At 65.0% G+C, this 17392-nt stretch carries 15 protein-coding genes; 6 read left to right on the top strand and 9 right to left on the bottom strand.

What is annotated here, in order from left to right; genetic code table 11:
• Nucleotides 1-14 precede the first annotated feature (14 nt).
• Nucleotides 15-437, bottom strand: coding sequence for an EVE domain-containing protein (locus ACT53T_RS10770; RefSeq protein WP_476161183.1), 423 nt, complete (start codon nt 435-437; stop codon nt 15-17).
• A complete protein-coding gene (locus tag ACT53T_RS10765) occupies nt 437-724 on the bottom strand; it encodes a YciI family protein (protein ID WP_036289225.1) in 288 nt (95 codons plus the stop codon). Before ACT53T_RS10765 ends, ACT53T_RS10770 begins: the two co-directional genes overlap by 1 nt.
• Before the next feature lie 259 nt (nt 725-983).
• On the opposite strand from ACT53T_RS10765, the gene ACT53T_RS10760 reads away from it, so the two are divergent.
• The 3 genes from ACT53T_RS10760 (at nt 984) to tsf (ending at nt 4126) form a co-directional block, all read left to right on the top strand.
• Nucleotides 984-1766, top strand: a complete 783-nt coding sequence (locus ACT53T_RS10760) for a hypothetical protein (RefSeq protein WP_476161182.1) — start codon at nt 984-986, stop codon at nt 1764-1766.
• A gap of 187 nt (nt 1767-1953) precedes the next feature.
• Complete coding sequence (locus ACT53T_RS10755) at nt 1954-3012, top strand: 30S ribosomal protein S2 (protein WP_476161181.1); 1059 nt, start codon at nt 1954-1956, stop codon at nt 3010-3012.
• Nucleotides 3013-3202: 190 nt separating this feature from the next.
• Nucleotides 3203-4126 carry a translation elongation factor Ts gene (gene tsf / locus ACT53T_RS10750; RefSeq protein WP_018264412.1) on the top strand — a complete coding sequence of 308 codons (924 nt, stop codon included), beginning with the start codon at nt 3203-3205 and terminating at the stop codon, nt 4124-4126.
• 175 nt (nt 4127-4301) lie between these two features.
• Here tsf and ACT53T_RS10745 read toward each other — a convergent pair whose 3' ends face one another.
• Entirely contained in the window at nt 4302-4928 is a 627-nt protein-coding gene (locus tag ACT53T_RS10745) for an outer membrane protein (protein WP_476161180.1), read from the bottom strand.
• Between the two features lie 340 nt (nt 4929-5268).
• Here ACT53T_RS10745 and ACT53T_RS10740 point away from each other — a divergent pair, with 340 nt between their 5' ends.
• The gene (locus tag ACT53T_RS10740) at nt 5269-5859 is read left to right on the top strand and encodes a TetR/AcrR family transcriptional regulator (protein WP_476161179.1); all 591 of its coding nucleotides are present in this window, start codon (nt 5269-5271) and stop codon (nt 5857-5859) included.
• On the opposite strand, the gene ACT53T_RS10735 is transcribed toward ACT53T_RS10740, so the two are convergent.
• The 5 genes from ACT53T_RS10735 to ACT53T_RS10715 all read right to left on the bottom strand — a co-directional run bounded on the left by ACT53T_RS10735 (nt 5835) and on the right by ACT53T_RS10715 (nt 14657).
• On the bottom strand, nt 5835-7781 hold the full coding sequence (locus ACT53T_RS10735) for a methyl-accepting chemotaxis protein (RefSeq protein ID WP_476161178.1): 1947 nt from the start codon (nt 7779-7781) through the stop codon (nt 5835-5837). The two genes, ACT53T_RS10740 and ACT53T_RS10735, sit on opposite strands and share 25 nt — an antisense overlap.
• 198 nt (nt 7782-7979) lie before the next feature.
• Nucleotides 7980-9917 (bottom strand): methyl-accepting chemotaxis protein, encoded by a 1938-nt coding sequence (locus ACT53T_RS10730; RefSeq protein WP_476161177.1) that lies wholly within the window; start codon nt 9915-9917, stop codon nt 7980-7982.
• A 239-nt stretch (nt 9918-10156) separates the two neighbouring features.
• The gene (locus ACT53T_RS10725) at nt 10157-11611 is read right to left on the bottom strand and encodes a class I SAM-dependent methyltransferase (protein WP_476161176.1); all 1455 of its coding nucleotides are present in this window, start codon (nt 11609-11611) and stop codon (nt 10157-10159) included.
• A gap of 36 nt (nt 11612-11647) precedes the next feature.
• Nucleotides 11648-12295 (bottom strand): class I SAM-dependent methyltransferase, encoded by a 648-nt coding sequence (locus ACT53T_RS10720; RefSeq protein ID WP_476161175.1) that lies wholly within the window; start codon nt 12293-12295, stop codon nt 11648-11650.
• Between the two features lie 184 nt (nt 12296-12479).
• Nucleotides 12480-14657, bottom strand: a complete 2178-nt coding sequence (locus ACT53T_RS10715) for a glycosyltransferase family 2 protein (RefSeq protein ID WP_476161174.1) — start codon at nt 14655-14657, stop codon at nt 12480-12482.
• A gap of 252 nt (nt 14658-14909) precedes the next feature.
• On the opposite strand from ACT53T_RS10715, the gene ACT53T_RS10710 reads away from it, so the two are divergent.
• Complete coding sequence (locus tag ACT53T_RS10710) at nt 14910-15563, top strand: ABC transporter ATP-binding protein (protein WP_400766426.1); 654 nt, start codon at nt 14910-14912, stop codon at nt 15561-15563.
• An 8-nt stretch (nt 15564-15571) separates the two neighbouring features.
• Nucleotides 15572-16846 (top strand): KpsE/RkpR family capsule polysaccharide export protein, encoded by a 1275-nt coding sequence (locus ACT53T_RS10705; RefSeq protein ID WP_476161173.1) that lies wholly within the window; start codon nt 15572-15574, stop codon nt 16844-16846.
• A 7-nt stretch (nt 16847-16853) separates the two neighbouring features.
• Here the strand turns inward: ACT53T_RS10705 and ACT53T_RS10700 are convergent.
• Nucleotides 16854-17392 (bottom strand): sugar nucleotidyltransferase (locus ACT53T_RS10700; protein ID WP_476161172.1); only part of this gene is annotated, 539 nt, incomplete at its 5' end.

The following is a 17392-nucleotide window of genomic DNA, read 5'->3' as shown; positions in this document are numbered from 1 at the left end:
CCGGCCCGCTCGGCCTAGAGCGCGTCCACGCCGCCGAGCGAGAGAATGATCTTCCACTCCTCCTCGGAGACGGGCTGCACCGACAGCCGCGAATTATTGACCAGCACCATTTCGGCAAGGCGCGGATCGGCCTTGATCTCGGCGAGCGTCACCGGCCGCGCGAAAGGCGCGACGGCCTTTATATCGACCATGCCGAATTTGCCGCTCTCGTCCGTATGGTCGGGATAATAGGTCTTGATGACCTCCACCACGCCGACGACGGCCTTGTCCTCATTGGAATGGTAGAAGAAGCCGCGCTCGCCGATCTGCATGGCCATCAGCTGCTTCTTGGCGAGATGGTTGCGCACGCCGTTCCAGAAGGTGCCCTTCGCGCCGGCGGCGACCTGCTGGTCCCAGGACCAGGTCTTGGGCTCGCTCTTGAACAGCCAATGCGCCATCAGAGCTCGGCCCCCACCACGCGCTTCCAAGGCTTGACCTCGACGCTCGCGAACAGCCCCGCCTTCGCATAAGGGTCCTCGGCGAGCAGAGCCTGCGCCGCCGCCGCATCCGCCGCCTCGACGATCAGCAGCGAGCCGACGGGCTTCTCGGCCGCATCGAGAAACGGTCCGCCGAGCTTCACCTGCGCGGCATGGGCGGCGAGAAAGGCGAGATGCGCCTCGCGGGTGGCGAGCCGAAGCTCGACATGGTTCGGCTTGTCCAGGCAGAGGGCGGCGAAGAGCGGCAAAGCGGCCTCGTGAAAAGGGGGAAGCGACGGCGGGGCGGTGATTAGCAGAATGCGGCGGTGAGGTCGATAGAATTGGACGCAGAGAGCATAGAGGGGGTGGAAAGCCCATCCGGCATTCAGCCGAATCTCGGGGCGTGACTCCTTCTCCCGCAAGCGGGAGAAGGTGGCCCTCGCGTCAGCGAGGGGCGGATGAGGGCTGTTGGGACACCCCATATTCCGAGTATCATGCCACAGTTTGTTCGAAATGTAAGAGTGGCTTATGAAGTTTCCAGAAAACATCGATTACTTGCACGGCGGCGAGGAGTTTATCCGGTCCAGGAGCAAAGCGGCCATTCAAGCATCTGAGCTGCTTCTTCGCCACTTCAATATGGTAGCAGACTCGATGAATCTCATTCATTATTTTGTGCATGCATGTCCGCGCACGGACAAGGATCAGCTTACCATCAAGCTTCTGGGCATTCGTCTCTTTAATAGTTGTGCCGGCGCCGTTCAAAATTCGATGTCTGGATACTATCAAAACGCAGTTATGCAATTACGTGACATTTTAGAAATAACATTTCTTCTCGATTATTTTCGGTTAGAAAAGACGTTGATATCTGAATGGCGGAGCTGCTCCGAGAGTGAAAGAAACAAACGATTTAGTGCTTTTAAAGTTCGCACAACGCTCGATGACCGCGATGGATTCACCACGAGAAAGCGCATGGAGCATTATCAGCTTTTGTGCAACCTGGGCGCGCACGCCTCGTTCCAGGGGTTCGAATTGCTGCGGCCAAACGCCGGTGGAGACGCGCAATGCGGGCCTTACTTTGCTGATCGCGCGATTGATGCGACTATCTCGGAGATGGCAAAAGTGTTGGTTGGTGCGGCCGGAATCTTCATGACGTTTTTCGATATGCATAATTTAAGTGACTATGAGACGAAGCTTCAGTTTATGGAAGCTCAGTCAGCGTGGTTTGAGCGGTTCTTTGGACACTCTCTCGATCTGGGACAGATTGACCACTTGCGGAGGCTGCTTGAGCACGCGAGAGCTGCATTCAAGTGAAGGGCCGGAGCGCGTTGAGAAAGCTTTTCCGCCTCCCGACCCCGCTTGCCCCCACCGTCGTTCTCGCCTATAAGCCGCGCCATCCCACAGGCGAAAGTCTCACGGCTCCTGCTTCAAGGCGCCGTTCCGGTGGCCGGTTCTCCGGCTCATCCTGCTTTCGCCGAGGCTAGAACCGGAGAAGATGACAATGGCGATTCCTGATTTCACCATGCGCGGCCTGCTCGAGTCCGGCGCTCATTTCGGCCACCAGTCGCATCGCTGGAACCCGAAGATGGCTCCCTATATCTTCGGCGCCCGCAACAACATCCACATCATCGACCTCGCCCAGACGGTGCCGCTGCTGCATCAGGCGCTGAAGGTCGTTTCCGACACTGTGGCGCGCGGCGGCCGCGTGCTCTTCGTCGGCACCAAGCGTCAGGCGCAGGATCAGATCGCCGACGCCGCCAAGCGCAGCGCGCAATATTTCATCAACTCCCGTTGGCTGGGCGGCACGCTCACCAATTGGAAGACCATTTCCGGCTCCATCCAGCGCCTGCGCAAGCTCGACGAGCAGCTGGGCGCCGGCGCCGCGGGCGTCACCAAGAAAGAGCGTCTGCTGCTCACCCGCGAGCGCGACAAGCTCGAGAAGGCGCTGGGCGGCATCAAGGACATGGGCGGCACGCCCGATCTCATCTTCGTGATCGACACCAATAAGGAGCAGCTGGCGATCAAGGAGGCCAACCGCCTGAAGATTCCGGTGGTGGCGATCCTCGACACCAATTGCGACCCGGACGGCATCACCTTCCCGATCCCGGGCAACGACGACGCCGGAAGGGCCATCGCGCTCTATTGCGATCTCATCGCCCGCGCCGCCATCGACGGGATCTCGCGCAGCCAGGGCCTCTCGGGCCTCGATGTCGGCGCCTTGGAGCAGCCGACGGCGGAGCCGGCGCTCGGCCGCGTTCATGCCGATCTGCGCTCGGCCGATGAGGTCGTCGCCGATGCGGCGGCCGCCGAGGTCGAGATCGCGCTCGAGCCCTTCGAGCTGCTCTCCGCTCCGCGCGGCGCGCCGGATGATCTCGCCAAGCTGCATGGCGTCGGTCCGCAGCTGGTCAAGAAGCTCAATGACGGCGGCATCTTCCATTATTGGCAGATCGCGGCGCTGACGCCCGCGGATGTCGAGAAGCTCGATCAGGACCTCAAGCTCAACGGCCGCATCGCCCGCGACGGCTGGGTCGATCAGGCGCGCTCGCTGGCCTCGGCCTGATTTCGCGCCAGAGCGCTTTCCGATCGAACGGAATCGTTCGATCGATCAGAATTCGCTCCCAAATAGAGAAATGAGAGCGTCATCCGATCCCGATTGGATCGGATGACGCTCTAGCGTCACATTCACGACAGATTATCGCGCCGGCTCCCAAAGGGGCCGGCGTTAGCTCTAGCTAGAGGTGTCTAACCCCATGGCCCAGATCACCGCCGCTCTCGTCAAGGAACTGCGCGAGAGCACGGGCGCCGGCATGATGGATTGCAAGGCCGCCCTCAACGAGACCAATGGCGATATCGAGGCGGCCGTCGACTGGCTGCGCAAGAAGGGCCTCTCCAAGGCCGCCAAAAAGTCCGGCCGTGTGGCCGCCGAGGGCCTCGTCGCCGCGATCGTCGAGGATGGCGTCGGCGTCGTCGTCGAGGTGAATTCCGAGACCGACTTCGTCGCCCGCAATGACGACTTCCAGAAGCTCGTCAACAATATCGCCCGCGTCGCTCTGGAGACCGGCGCGACCAGCGCCGAGGAGCTCGCCGGCAAGCCTTACCCGGGCGGCGGCGTCGTCTCGGAGGCGATCACCACCGGCATCGCCACCATCGGCGAGAATCTGACGCTGCGCCGCGTCGCGCCGCTGAAGGTGGAGGGCGCGGTCAATCGCTACGTCCACACGCAGATCGCCGACGGCCTCGGCAAGATCGCGGTGATCGTGGCGCTCGAGTCCAAGGGCGACAAGGAAGTCCTGTCGACTCTCGCGCGCCAGATCGCCATGCATGTCGCCTCGGCCAATCCGCTGGCGCTCGACGCCTCCGGCCTCGATCCGGCGACGGTGGAGCGCGAGAAGGCGCTGCTCGCCGAGAAGAACGCCGGCAAGCCGGCCAATGTGCTGGAGAAGATCATCGATTCGGGCCTCAAGACCTATTACAAGGAGGTCTTGCTGCTCGATCAGGTCTCGAACCACCCGGATCACGGCGGCAAGACCATCACCCAGACGCTCAAGGAGCATGAGGGCAAGGCCGGCGCGCCCATCACGATCAAGGGCTTCGCCCGCTATGCGCTCGGCGAGGGCATAGAGAAAGAGACCAGCGATTTCGCCGCGGAAGTGGCGGCGGCCGCCAAGGGCTGATCGCGTCTCGAGAATTCCCCGGCCGCTGCGGCGGCCGGGAGCCGGTCTCCGGCGCAACCGAATCTTCCAAAAGAAAAAGGCGAAGCGGACCGATGGTCGCTTCGCCTTTTTTGTTTTTGCGCCTGCTTGGTCTAACGTCCGCATGGCCCCTGGGAGAGGCCATGCGGCGTTCCGACTAGAACAGGTTGAAGTGGTAGTTGACGCCGGCGCGGACCGTGTGGAACTTCGCGCGCTGCGGGCCGAAGGCGAAGCCGCCATTGTTGGTGAGGTCGGTGTAGAGATACTCGACCTTGGCCGACCAGTTCGGCAGGAAGGCGTATTCCACGCCGCCGCCGGCGGTCCAGCCGGTGCGGGTGTCGCTGCCGAAGCGCGTGTTCAGCTCGCCATAGGCGAAGCCGCCCGTGCCATAGACGAAGAGCTTCGAGTCGAGCAGGGCGAAGCCGGCGCGGCCGCGCACAGTGCCGAACCACGGCAGGCTGGCGCCGCCGACGTTGGAGCGCAGGCTCGTGCCCTGGAAGTCGGTCTCGAGGCCGACCACGAAGAGCGGCGAGATCTGGTAGTTGTAGCCGATCTGGCCGCCGCCCACGACGCCGCTGACGTCGCCGGCGCGTCCGAAGCTGTTGTCCGCCTTGAAGCCGCCGCCGACATTGAGGCCGACATAGGCGCCCGTCCAGGAGAAGACCGGCGGCGGCGGCGCGAAGGCCGGCGCGTCCTTGCGATAGGGCAGGTCGGCGGCGTGCGCGGCGCCGACGGAGAGAGCGGCGGCGACCGCGAGAGCCGAAAGGCTGGTTTTGATATGCATGTGAACCTCCGAAGAGCACGAAAAAAGGACGCCCAGCCGCCGCCTCGGCTAGAACGTGACCATGGGCCGAAATTCGTCGAGTCGGCCCGATTTGTCAACCGCAGTTGATTTGTGCGGCGAGATCCCGGTCGAGCGCGTCGGATTTCTGGTCCGGCCGAGCCCCGCCGGAGGCTTCGCCATGCGGAGGACTACCGTAACCTTGGCCTGGGAAAGGTTCACATTTCCCTAATAGGTAAAATGCCGCGAAATTTTGACACGAAATCGGCTGGCCGCCGGAATGCCGATTGACGGCGCGTCGCGCGGGATCGACTATGAATACATATCGGGAGAAGGATTCTCGATGCGGCCGGAAAAATCGGAAAAGCGTTCGGGGGAGGCGACGCGGCGGCGCATTCTCGCCGCGGCGATCACCCGTTTCGCACGCGCGTCCTTCGAGGAGGTGAGGCTGCGCGACATAGCCGCGGATGTCGGCGTCGACGTCGCTCTGGTGCATCGCTCCTTCGGCTCCAAGGAGCAGCTCTTCGCCGCCGCCGTCGTCGAGGCCTGCCCGGCGGCTCTCCTATCGACGGATCGCAGCCGGCTCGGTGCGGTGTTCGCGAGCTTCGCGCTCGAATCGCAGCAGCATGAAGGGCTGCAAATCTTCATTCGCTCGCTGACGAGCCCGCTGGCGCGCGATCTCATTCGCGCCTGCTGTTATCGGGACTTCATCGGTCCGCTCGCCGATAAGCTCGATGGGCGGGCGGCGCAGCAGCGCGCGGCGCTGTTCGTCTCCTGCCTCATCGGCTTCTCCATCATGCGGGAGGTGCTGCGGGTCGAGCCGCTGCTCGCCGATGACGACAGCGGGCCGATGATCCAGCGCCTGCTCACCGCCTGCCTCGACGAGATCGGACCGCTCGTCGCGAGCGATCAGAACTCCTCCCAATCGTCCTGAGCCGGCTGCGGCTTGCGCGCCGCGCCGCCGCCGCGTCCGGCGGAGACGGTCTTCAGCGCAGCCCGCGGCGCATGAGCGTGGGAGCCGTGCTCGTCGCCGAGCGCGAAGCTCGCGACAGAGCGCGTCAGCGCCTCCGTCTCCTTGCGCAGGCTGTGGCTGGCGGCGGTGGTCTCTTCCACCATTGCGGCGTTCTTCTGCGTGTTCTGGTCCATCTGATTGACGGCGGTGTTGATCTCGCCGAGCCCCGTCGCCTGCTCGCGTGCGCCGGCGGCGATATCGGCGACCACCTTGTCGATCTCCGCCACCTGGGAGACGATGGTGTCGAGCGCCTTGCCGGTCGCGCCGACCAGTTCGACGCCCTGGTCCACCTCCACCGTGGAGGTGGAGATGAGGCCCTTGATCTCCTTGGCCGCCTCGGCGGAGCGCTGCGCCAGGGCGCGCACTTCCGAGGCCACCACCGCAAAGCCCTTGCCGGCCTCGCCGGCGCGCGCCGCCTCGACGCCGGCGTTGAGCGCCAGCAGATTGGTCTGGAAGGCGATCTCGTCGATCACGCCGATGATCTGGCCGATCTGCTGCGAGGAGCGCTCGATGCGGCCCATGGCGTCCACCGCGCGGCGGACGATCGCGCCGCTCTTCTCGGCCTCCATCTTGGTGGCGCCGACGATATTGCTGGCGTGAACGGCGCCTTCGGCGCTCTTCTTCACCGTGGTGGTGATCTCTTCCAGCGCGGCGGCGGTCTCTTCCAGGCTGGCGGCCTGCTGCTCTGTGCGGCGCGCGAGATCGTCGGCGGCGACGGCGATCTGGCCGGAGCCGGCGTCAATGGCTTTCGCGCCGCCAGCGACGAGGCCGAGCGCCGCCTGCAGCTGGCTCATGGCCGCGTTGAAATCATTCTGCAGCCGGCGATAGGCCTCGGGCATGGAGTCGGAGAGCCGATAGACGAGATTTTTGGAGGCGAGCTTCTCGAGACCCTCGCCGATCGCTTGCAGCGCCGCCTCGCGCTCTCTTTCGATCACGGCCTGCTCGGCCTTGCGCCGCGCCTCGGCCTCCTCGCCGCGACGACGCTCCTCGGCGGCGCGGCTCTCGGCGGCGCGCAGCTCCTGCGCATTGCGCTTGAACGTGTCGAGCGCCCGCGCCATGGCGCCGACCTCGTCGCCGCGCTCGACGCCCTCCACGACGGCGCCGAGATCGCCCTTGGCGATATCGCCCATCTGGCCGGTGAGGCGGGTGATCGGCGCGCCGATCTTGCGGCCGGAAATATAGAGCGTCGCCGCGCAGCCGATGAGAACCGCGAGGGCGCCGACGCCGATCATCGTCCAGATCGTCTGCTCCGTCTGACGACGCAGCTCCTCGCCGATGCGCTTGTCCTCCGCCTCAGCGGCTCTATAGATGGAGCGCATCTCATCGACGATGGCGCGGATTTCCTCATCGGCGCCGCGCAGCAGCGACACGCATTTGGCGAGCTGCTCCAGCTCCTGCGGCTTCAGCCGCGCGCCGAGCTCGAGCGCCGGCAGCTGCTCAGCGATCACGATCGCGGGCTTCGCTCGCTCGAAGACCTTGGCGAAGCGATCCCGATAGCTCTCGATCTGCGCCGCATGGGCCGGGTCGAGCCGCATCGCCTCGGTGAGCAGCGTTTCGACGCGGGCGCCGACGGAGGCGGCCTCCTGCGCGGCGGCGCGCGAGATCGGCGTGTCGGCGTCATAGGCGATCATCTGATGGACGGAGAGGCCGAATTCTGTGATGGCGCGATTGGAGCGCAGCATCTTCACAACGGCGGCGTAGGAATGCTCGGTCAGATCTTCGTAGCGTCGCCCCAGCTCGCTCATGCGGTGAACCCCCAGCGCCGTGGCGCCGATGAAGAGCAGGCAGGTCAAAGCGAGGGGAAGAAGGCTCTTGGTGGTGAGCTTCAAATTGTCGAACCGCATCGAGAAGCTTCCTTGTAATCGACGACGCATGGGGCGCTTTCCAAGTCGGAGGCCCGTGAGAATACTGTCGAGCTAAAGCATCAAAAGCTTTCTGAAATATCTATGTCTTTGCTACTTCTGGCGCAGCGCGGGCGCTCGAAAATGGAAAAGGCCGCCGGGAGCTTCCGGCGGCCTTTTTGGAGACGGGCGCCGCGGCGCTCAGAATTCCGTCCAATCCTCCTGCGCCGGAACGGGCTGAGGCTTGCGGAGGGCGGCGCCGCCGCCGGCGAAGACCGCTCTCGGCGCCGGGCGCCGCGCCTGCGGCCGCTCGCCGAGCCGGAAGCTCGCCACCGAGCGCGTGAGCCCTTCGGTCTCCTTGCGCAGGCTGTGGCTGGCGGCGGTGGTCTCCTCCACCATCGCGGCGTTCTTCTGCGTGTTCTGATCCATCTGGGTGACGGCGGCGTTGACCTCGGCGAGGCCGGTGGCCTGCTCGCGCGCGCCGGCGGCGATGTCGGCCACGACGCGATCGATCTCCGCCACCTGGGTGACGATCTTCTCCAGCGCGCGGCCGGTCGCGCCGACCAGCTCGACGCCCTGCTCCACCTCGACCGTCGAGGTGGAGATGAGGCTCTTGATCTCGCGCGCGGCCTCGGCGGAGCGCTGCGCCAGAGCGCGCACTTCCGAAGCGACAACGGCGAAGCCCTTGCCGGCTTCGCCCGCGCGCGCCGCCTCGACGCCGGCGTTGAGCGCCAGAAGATTGGTCTGGAAGGCGATTTCGTCGATGACGCCGATGATCTGGCCGATCTCCTGAGAGGATTTCTCGATCCGCCCCATAGCGTCGACCGCGCGGCGGACGATCGCGCCGCTCTTCTCCGCCTCGGTCTTGGTGGAGCCGACGATGTCGCTCGCGCTGACCGCTCCCTCGGCGCTCTTTTTCACCGTGGTGGTGATCTCCTCCAGCGCGGCGGCGGTCTCCTCGAGGCTGGCGGCCTGCTGCTCGGTGCGACGGGCGAGATCGTCGGCGGCGACGGCGATCTGATCGACGCCGGAGCCGATCGCCTCCGCGCCGCCCGCCACCACGCCCAGCGCCGCCTCCAGCTGGCCGATCGCCGCGTTGAAATCGCTCTGCAGGCCGCGATAGGCGGCGGGCATATCCTCCGAGAGGCGATAGACGAGATCCTTGGCGGCGAGCTTCTCGAGGCCTCTGCCGATCGCCTTCAGCGCCGCCTCGCGCTCCCTCTCGGCGATGGCCGCCTCGGCGCGGCGCTCGGCGTCGGCTCGCTCGCTGCGCCGCTTCTCCTCGGCCGTGCGGGCCTCCGCGGCCTGCAGCTCATGGGCGTTGCGCTTGAACGTGTCGAGCGCCTGCGCCATCGCGCCCACCTCGTCTCGCCGCGTGACGCCTTCCACGACGATGTCGAGATTGCCGCCGGCGATAGCGCTCATCTGCCCGGTGAGCCGCGCGATGGGCGCGCCGATCTTGCGGCTGGAGACATAGAAAGTGGCGGAGCCGCCGGCGAGCAGCGCGAGAACGCCGACGATGACCATGGTCCAGATCGTCTGCTCGGTCTGGCGGCGCAGCTCGTCGCCGACATGCTGATTGTCCTCGAGCACCGAGTCGTTGAATTTCTTCATATCCTCGGTGAGCTTTTCCAGCTGCATGTCGACATTGCGCAGAATCGCCAGGCATTTGGCGAGCGCGTCGAGCTCGCGCGGCTGCAGGCGCGAGCCGACCTCGAGGCCCGGAACGTCCCTTGCGATGCGAACGGCGGGCTCGGCGTCCTCGATTATCTTGTCGATTCGCTCACGGAAGGTCTTGATCGCCGGGGCGCGGGCCGGATCGAGCTTCGCCGCCGCATCGAGAAGCGCATTGACGCGCTCGCTGGCGGTCTCGAAATTCTTCTCGGCGAGCTTGAACAATTCCGTGTCGGATTCATAGGCGATCATCGAATGAACGGCGTAGCCCACCTCCACCGCGGTGCGATTGGTCCGCAGCAGGCGCACCAGGGCGGCGTCCGAATGATCCGTCAGATATTGGTAACGGTGGCCGAGGTCCTGGATGCGGTAGACGCCGAGCGCCGTCACGCCGAGAAACAGCAGACCGGTCAGCGCGAGCGGCAGCAGGTTTTTGGTGGTGAGCTTGAAATCGTCGAATCGCATCGCGCACGGGTCCTTCGAGGCGGAGATCGAGATACGCGCCGTCGCCCGGCAGGCGCATTCGCTCCGCGGTGAGAATGGGGACAGTCGCCGACGCGCTCGGAGTTTCCGGCGGGCCTCATGCCTCGGGTCGGTCGAACCAGCGACGAGCCTAGGCCTGGAAAGGTTTCAGAAATATCTATGTTTTTGACAATACGGATGATTTTTGCATTTGAGCGGCGAGACGGCGCGCCCCTGCGGCGTCATGCCTCGGCGCGGCGCTCCGGCGCCGCCCACAGCTCCTCCGCATAGCCGCGCCGGATCCAGCTGCGGAAGCGATAGCGGCGGGCAAAGCCGTAATCGGGCAGCAGCGCGCCCACCACAGATTGCCGGCCGGAGGAGCCGACCACGCGATTGGCCTCCTGATTGACGCTCAGCAGCAGCGGCGCCCAGCGGCCGATGCGGGCGAAATAGCTGCGGCAGACGGCGTCGCCCATCTCGGGAAAGGAATCGCAATTGACGATAACGTCGCTCTCGATGAGCGCTTCGTCATCGATCTCCGGCGCGAGGACGAGATCGACGCCCTCGCCGCGGGACGGCTCGTGAGGATGGCGGAACTGCACGCTCGCCTCCGGCAGGCCGCGCCGCAGCGCGAAGAATTGCATGGCGGCGACGGTCGGCAGATCGACGATGGTGTAATGGCGCGCGCCGGCCAGCAGCGCATAGCGCGCCGCCTTGCCGAAGCCGCCGCCGATCTCGCAAATGCGTGGGCGCGCGACGCCGCTCGCCTCTATTGTGCGCAAAGCGAGATAGAGCGCCTGAATATCGCGCCCGTGCAGGACATTTCCGTCCAAGGCGAGTCCATAGAGCCCGTCGAAGACGGCGGGCGGCGCGATGGGAAAGCCGAGCGCCGCCTCGATCTCGGCGACCAGCGCGCGCGAGGAGGCGACCAGCGTCTCGCCGACATAATCCTGCTCGGCGCATTCCACCCGCGCGACGCCGATATATTGCGCCAGCGAGGCCAGCATATCGTGAAAAGGCGCGACCGCGGCTCGGCGGCCCTCCGGCGAGGCGGCGAGAAAATCCCGATAGGCCTGCACGCCCTGCTCGAGCCCGGTGGCGGCGGCGGATTTCTGCACATCGACGAGACATTGCGCCAGCGCGCGCGGGTCGTCGCCGTCGAGAAGCGCGAGCAGCGGTTGATGGCGATGAGAGACGATATCGGTCCACATGGCGCCGCCGCCGCCCAGGCGCCGCGCGCCGCGGCCGCCGGCATGACGCGCCCAGGCGCTCTGCAGCTCGGCGGCGATCTCTATGTCGCGCTCGTCGACCGGCCGCAGCGACAGGGTCGGCTCCAGCCGCGGCAGGCCGCGCCGCGTGGAATTGAGCAGCTCCGTCGAAAGGCTGCGCCGGCTGGCGTTCTCCAGCAGCCAGAACTCCTCGCCGCGCACGCGGGCTGCCAGGGTCTCCTCGGGATAATCGCCATCCGGCAGATCGAAATCGAAGCCATAGACTCCGTCGCCGAAGCCGGCGCGCGCCAAATCCTCGCGCGGCCGATCGGCGCGCGCGACGCCGATCACGGCGCCGGCGGAGCAGACCTCGACATCGAATCGATCGCGCGGCCGCAATCGGTCATAGACCCAGCCGGAGACGCGGCCGCCGCTCGCGAGATCGACATAGCCGGAGAATTCTCTTTGACGCTTGCGCGAGAAGAACATCGGCCGTGCTCCTATGGCGCGCGCGAGCGCTGCGTGTCACTTGCGCGCAAAAATCGAAAGCCCGGAGGAGTGGCCGCTCTCCGCCTCTCGTATGTTCGTAAAACCGGCTTCATGCAATGCGGCGATCAGATCGTCGCGGCGGAGCAAAGACGCCGCTCCACGCTGCGCGACTTGGGTGTGAATATACAGCGCGTCGGCGCGGCGCGCGAGAAGCGCAATGGCCGCGAGCGGATCGGCGAAACGGCTCAGCGCATCATCGGCGACGACGAGATCATAGCGCTTGTCCGTCTCGCGCAGAAACGCCTCCATATCGCCGAGCCACAAGCGCGTTCGCGAGAGGCGCATCACCTCCTTGGCGACGAGGCAGCGGATGAAGGCGGCTCGGCTCGGCTCGATCGCCTCGACATTGGCGCCTGCGGATTCGAGAAGGAAGCTGTGGCCCGCCTCGCCCGGCGAAAGCTCGAGCACATTGCGGCCCTCGAGCGAGCCGAAGCAATCGATCGCCCACCGAATGCGCGCATCGTCGAAGGCTTCGATCCGACCGGCGGAGACGCCGCATGCGGGCGGAAAAGCGCAGCTCCATCCGCCGATCAAATCGACGGCGTTCTGCAGGCGGGGAACGCTCGACACATAGGAGTCGAAAACCTCCGCCGGAGGACGCGAGGGTCCTCGTTTCGGCAGCATGTCTCGCAGCTTCCTCAGCATCGATATGATCATCCCTCGGCGACGAGCAGAAATGCTTTCGAATCCCCATCGAAAACACGACTGAATTTTTCTACAATTCCATTCGCGCCGAGCGCGCCCGTGGGCGCCCGCGACGCGGCGCGACGGATTACGCTGTCGCGACGCTTTTGGCAATCGGCGGGCGCTACACGCGGAAATGACGGCCCGGCGGCAGGCTGTTCAGCAGCCGCAATCGCGGCGCCGCATTGTCGCGACTGTACCAGGGGTTGAATGCGGGATCTACATAACCGACGAGGTCGTATTTTTTGCGCAGCGTGTCCTGCTCGCGGCGAAAGCGCGCGATATTGGCGTCCGTCTCGTCGCTGCCGCGGCTCGCCGATTCATGATGAGTGAGCGTTGCGAAAGGCGTCCATACGACGCGAAATCCGGCGCGGCCGGCGCGCATGCAATAATCCGTGTCGTTGTAGGCGATGGCGAAATTTTCTTCGTCCAGCCCGCCGACGGCCTCGAGGCAGGCGCGCGTGATGAGCATGCAGGCTCCCGTCACCGCCGCCATGGATTGGCGGACGTCGAGCCGGCCCATGGGGCCTGGATAATCGCCGGGCATGCCGCAGAACCAATGTCCCGCCACAGAGCCGAGGCCCATGACGACGCCCGCATGCTGCAATGTTCCATTGGGATAGAGCAGACGCGCGCCGACAATTCCCGTGGAGGGATAGGCGAGGCAGGAGACCATCTCCTTCAGCCAGCCGGCGTCCATGACCTCTATGTCGTTGTTGAGCAGCAGCGCGCAATCGCCGCGCGCCGCCCTGAGGCCGCGATTGACCTGCCGCGAGAAGTTGAATGTCTCCTCGACGATATCGATCGAGACGAAAGGATAGGCCGCCTTCTTCTGCTCATAGAGAGCGAGAACGCGCTCGTCCTTCGTGCCATTGTCGACGACGCGTATCTCCATGCGCGGATAATCGGTCCGCAAAATGAGATCGTCGAAGAGGCGGGAGACGAGCGCGAAGGAATCGCGGCTCGGCACGATGATGGAGACGAGCGGCCAGGCGTCGTCCTTCGGCGAAAAGCGCACGCGATGCAGATCGGCGTTGCGCGCCGGCTCCACTGTCGCCGGCGCGCCGTCGACGGCGTAGCTTTCCGCCAGCGAGCGGCGCGCGCTCGTCGTGGCGCGATCGAGAAAGCTCACCGAATAGCTCTTGCCGTCGCGGCGCCAGAGATAGGCGGGGTAGGGGAGATGGACGATCTCCTCCGTCGCGAGGCCGCGCGTGTAGCGCAGCAGCAGATCATAATCCTGCGAGCCTTCGTAGCCGCGGCGCAGGCCGCCCAGCGCCTGCAGCCGCTCACGACGATAGAGCGAGAGATGATTGACGTAATTGACGCCGGAGAGCAGCACGGGGTCGAAGGCCGGCTTCAGCGAGTAATGCTTGGGCTGCAGCTTGGCGTCGGCGACGATCTCGTCGGTGAAGACGAATTGCGCGCCGGGCGTGCGCTCGATCGTCTCCAGCAGCGCATCGACGGCGTAAGGCGCGAGCGCGTCGTCGTGATCGATGAAGCCGACCCAATCGCCGCGCGCCGCGGCGAGGCCGCTATTGGTGGCGACGGCGATCCCGCCATTCTGCGCCGCGCGCAGAATCGTCACATGCGGCGTGTCGCGATGACGCTCGAGCCAGTCGATCGTCTCGCGCGACGTCGAGCCGTCGTCGGAGAGGATCAGCTCATAGGCGCCGGCCCTTTGTATCCGAAAGGAATCGAGCAATTGGTCGAGATAGAGCGCCGGCGCGTCATAGACCGGCGTTACAAAGGAGAACGCCGGCCGCTCGCCCGTCCAGGCCGGCGCGCCGGCGTAGTGGGCGTTGGCCATGGCGATCACCTGCTCGAAATGCGGAGTCGCGCCGCGCACCTTGGCGACGCGCGCGCCGACGCCGGAAAGCTCCGGCGCGCCGGGCCGTGCTATGGTCTCGCACAGCGGAGCCGCGCGCTCGCCGCGCGCCGCCGCGCGCAGCCTGCCGCCGACGAAGGCGCGCACGGATTTCTCGTCATAGGCGATGAAGGCGCGAAAACGAAACCGCGAAGGGTAGGAAGAGGGATCGAAACGCACATGATGCACGCGGCCGAAGCTCCGCAGCGCGATCACATAGAGGCCGTCGCGCGTGTGCTTGAGCTCGATCTCGTCATCCGGCTCGAAGCCCTTGCCGAAATCGATATAGATGCGCGGGTCGAGCGTCTGATCGGCGTCGGCGACCTCGAGAATGATATAGGCGGCGCGCAAAAAGCCCGTGACGAAGACGAAGAGCGGGTCCGCATCCGTGGCCTGCCAGCTCTCCCAGCCGAGTCGGCGAAGGCCGGATCGACGCACAGAAGGAATTCTCAGCAACAAGACCGTGCTTTCCCGAATATGAGTCGCGGACCTGAGGCTCCGCGCTCGCGTCATATAGTCGAGCCGCGGCGCCTTGGCCATAGCTCGGCGCCTGTCGCGCATGATGCGGCCGTGGCGGAAAAGTGGCGAAATTAGGCCATCGCGCCCGCGTGGACGCGGCGCTCGCGCTGGGCTATAAGGGCGCGGTTCGCGTCAATGGCGGTTCCCTGGCGAAGCCTGCTCGAAGAGAAGATGATCCAACTCTTAGACGTCTTCAAATTCTATAAGACCGAGCGACACTCGAAGGTCATATTGGATCATGTGTCGATGGTTTTCGACACGAGCTATTCCTATGGTCTGCTCGGCGTCAACGGAGCCGGAAAGACGACGACCCTCAAGGTCATAGCGGGCACCGAGCTGCCGAATTCCGGCAGGGTGCGGCGCACGGTGCGGGTCTCCTGGCCGCTCGGCTTCGGCGGCGGCTTCCATCCGGCGATGACCGGCCGCGAGAATGTGCATTTCGTGGCACGAATCTACGGCGCCGATCCGCGCAAGGCGGCGATGTTCGTCGAGGAGTTCTCCGAGCTCGGCGATTATTTCGACGCGCCGGTGAAGACCTATTCGTCCGGCATGGGCGCGCGTCTTGCCTTCGGCATGTCCATGTCCATCGACTTCGACGTCTATCTCATCGACGAGATCACCGGCGTCGGCGACATGAGCTTTCAGAAGCGATGCCAGGAGGCGTTCGATCAGCGGCGCAAGAATTCGAGCGTCATCTTCGTCTCGCATTCGATGCAGGCCGTGGCTGATTATTGCGACCGCGGCGGCGTGCTCGTCGACGGCCGCCTCTTCATGTTCGACACGGTCGCCAAGGCGATCGAGATGTACAATCGAATGAACCGATAGAGGCGAGGATGGACGAACCTCCGAAGTCTCCCGATTTTCGCACGGTCAATGCGCTGGAGCGCGCCGAGGCCGTTCAGCGCTTTCTGGCCGAAGCCGCGCGGCGCGCGCGCTTCTCGGCGCGGGCGCGCGGCGCCTATCAGAAATCCAGCTTCGCCGAGCGGCGCGGCGCAAAGGCGATGCGCATCGCCTTTCTCGTCCTCGCCATCGCCATGGTGGCGATCCCCAATGTCGTCGGCGGGCTCTACTACGGGCTGCTCGCCTCGGACCAATATGTCGCCGAGGCGAAATTCACCGTGAGCAGCGCGGCCATTCCCAAGCTCGACGGGCTCGGCTCCGTGACCGGCCTGCCGCAGATGATGATCTTTCAAGATTCGATGATCATCATCGAATATATCGAGAGCCGGACGCTGGTCGAGCAGCTCGAGCGCCAGGTGAATCTGCGCGAGCTCTATGGCTCGGATCGCGTCGATTGGTGGGCGCGCTTCAAAAAGTCGAAACCGATCGAGAATTTCACCGAATACTGGAAGAAGATGGCCACAGCGACGATCACCTTCCCCTCGGGAATCGTCACGCTGACGGTCCGCGCCTTCTCGCCGGCCGACGCCAAGACGATCGCCGACAAGGTGATCGCCGACTGCGAGACTCTGGTCAATGATCTCAATGAGCGGATGCGGCAGGACACTGTGCGGGCCTCCGAGCAGGATGTCGAGCGCGCCGCCGAGCGGCTGAAGGTCGCGCGCGTGAATTTGGAGCGCGCGCGCAATACGGAAGGGCTGATCGACGTTCGCCAGACGAGCAAATCGCAGAGCGAGGTGCTTTCCGCCGTCCAGATCGAGCTGTTGAAATATCAGCAGGAATATCTCACCCAGTCGCGCTACGTCGACGAGAGCGCGCCGCAAATACGTCATCTGAAGCGACAGATCGAATCGCTGGAGAAGCAGGTCGCCAGCCTGAAGGCGGAGATCACCACGCGGGAAGCGCAGGGGCTCGACGCGCTGGCGAGCAAGACGCTCTCCGGCAAGATGACGACCTTCGCCAATCTCGACCTCGAGCATAAGATCGCCGAGACGAGCTATGAGATCGCGACGGCCTCGCTCGACGGCGCGCGCCTGTTCAGCGACCGCAAGCTGCTCTATCTCCATCAGATCGAATCGCCCGCTCTGCCGGAGGACGCGCGCTATCCGCGGCGTTGGCTCTATACGGGCCTGCTGCTCGCCATTTCGCTCACCCTTTATGGCGTGGTCGTCGGACTCATCGCCTTCGTGCGCAACCATATGGCGTGAGCGCGCCTCAGCCCTCGCGCGCCACTTGCGTCAGATAGGCGCCATACTGGCTTTTGGCGAATTTCTGCGCGGCGGCGCTTAGCGCCTCGGCGTCGATCCAGCCTTGGCGGAAGGCGATCTCCTCGAGGCAGGCGATGCGCTGGCCCTGCCGCAGCTCGATCGCGCGCACATATTCCGCCGCCTCCAGCAGCGAGGCCGGCGTGCCCGTGTCGAGCCAAGCGAAGCCGCGGCCCAGCCGCTCCACATTCAGCTCGCCGCGCTGCAGATAGATGTTGTTGAGGTCGGTGATCTCCAATTCGCCGCGCGGCGAAGGCTTCAGTTCCGCAGCATATTGCGGCGCGCGATCGTCGTAGAAATAAAGCCCCGTGACCGCCCAGTTGGATTTGGGCGCTTTCGGCTTTTCCTCGAGCGATAGCGCGCGGCCCTGCGCGTCGAAATCGACGACGCCGTAACGCTCGGGGTCGGCGACGTGATAGGCGAAGACGGTGGCGCCGCGGCGCGATTGCCTCGCCTTGGTCAGCGATTCCGTGAGGCCGTGGCCGTAGA

This window comes from Methylosinus sp. DMC45 (genome assembly GCF_056313885.1).
This window is presented reverse-complemented; position numbering and strand designations above follow the sequence as displayed.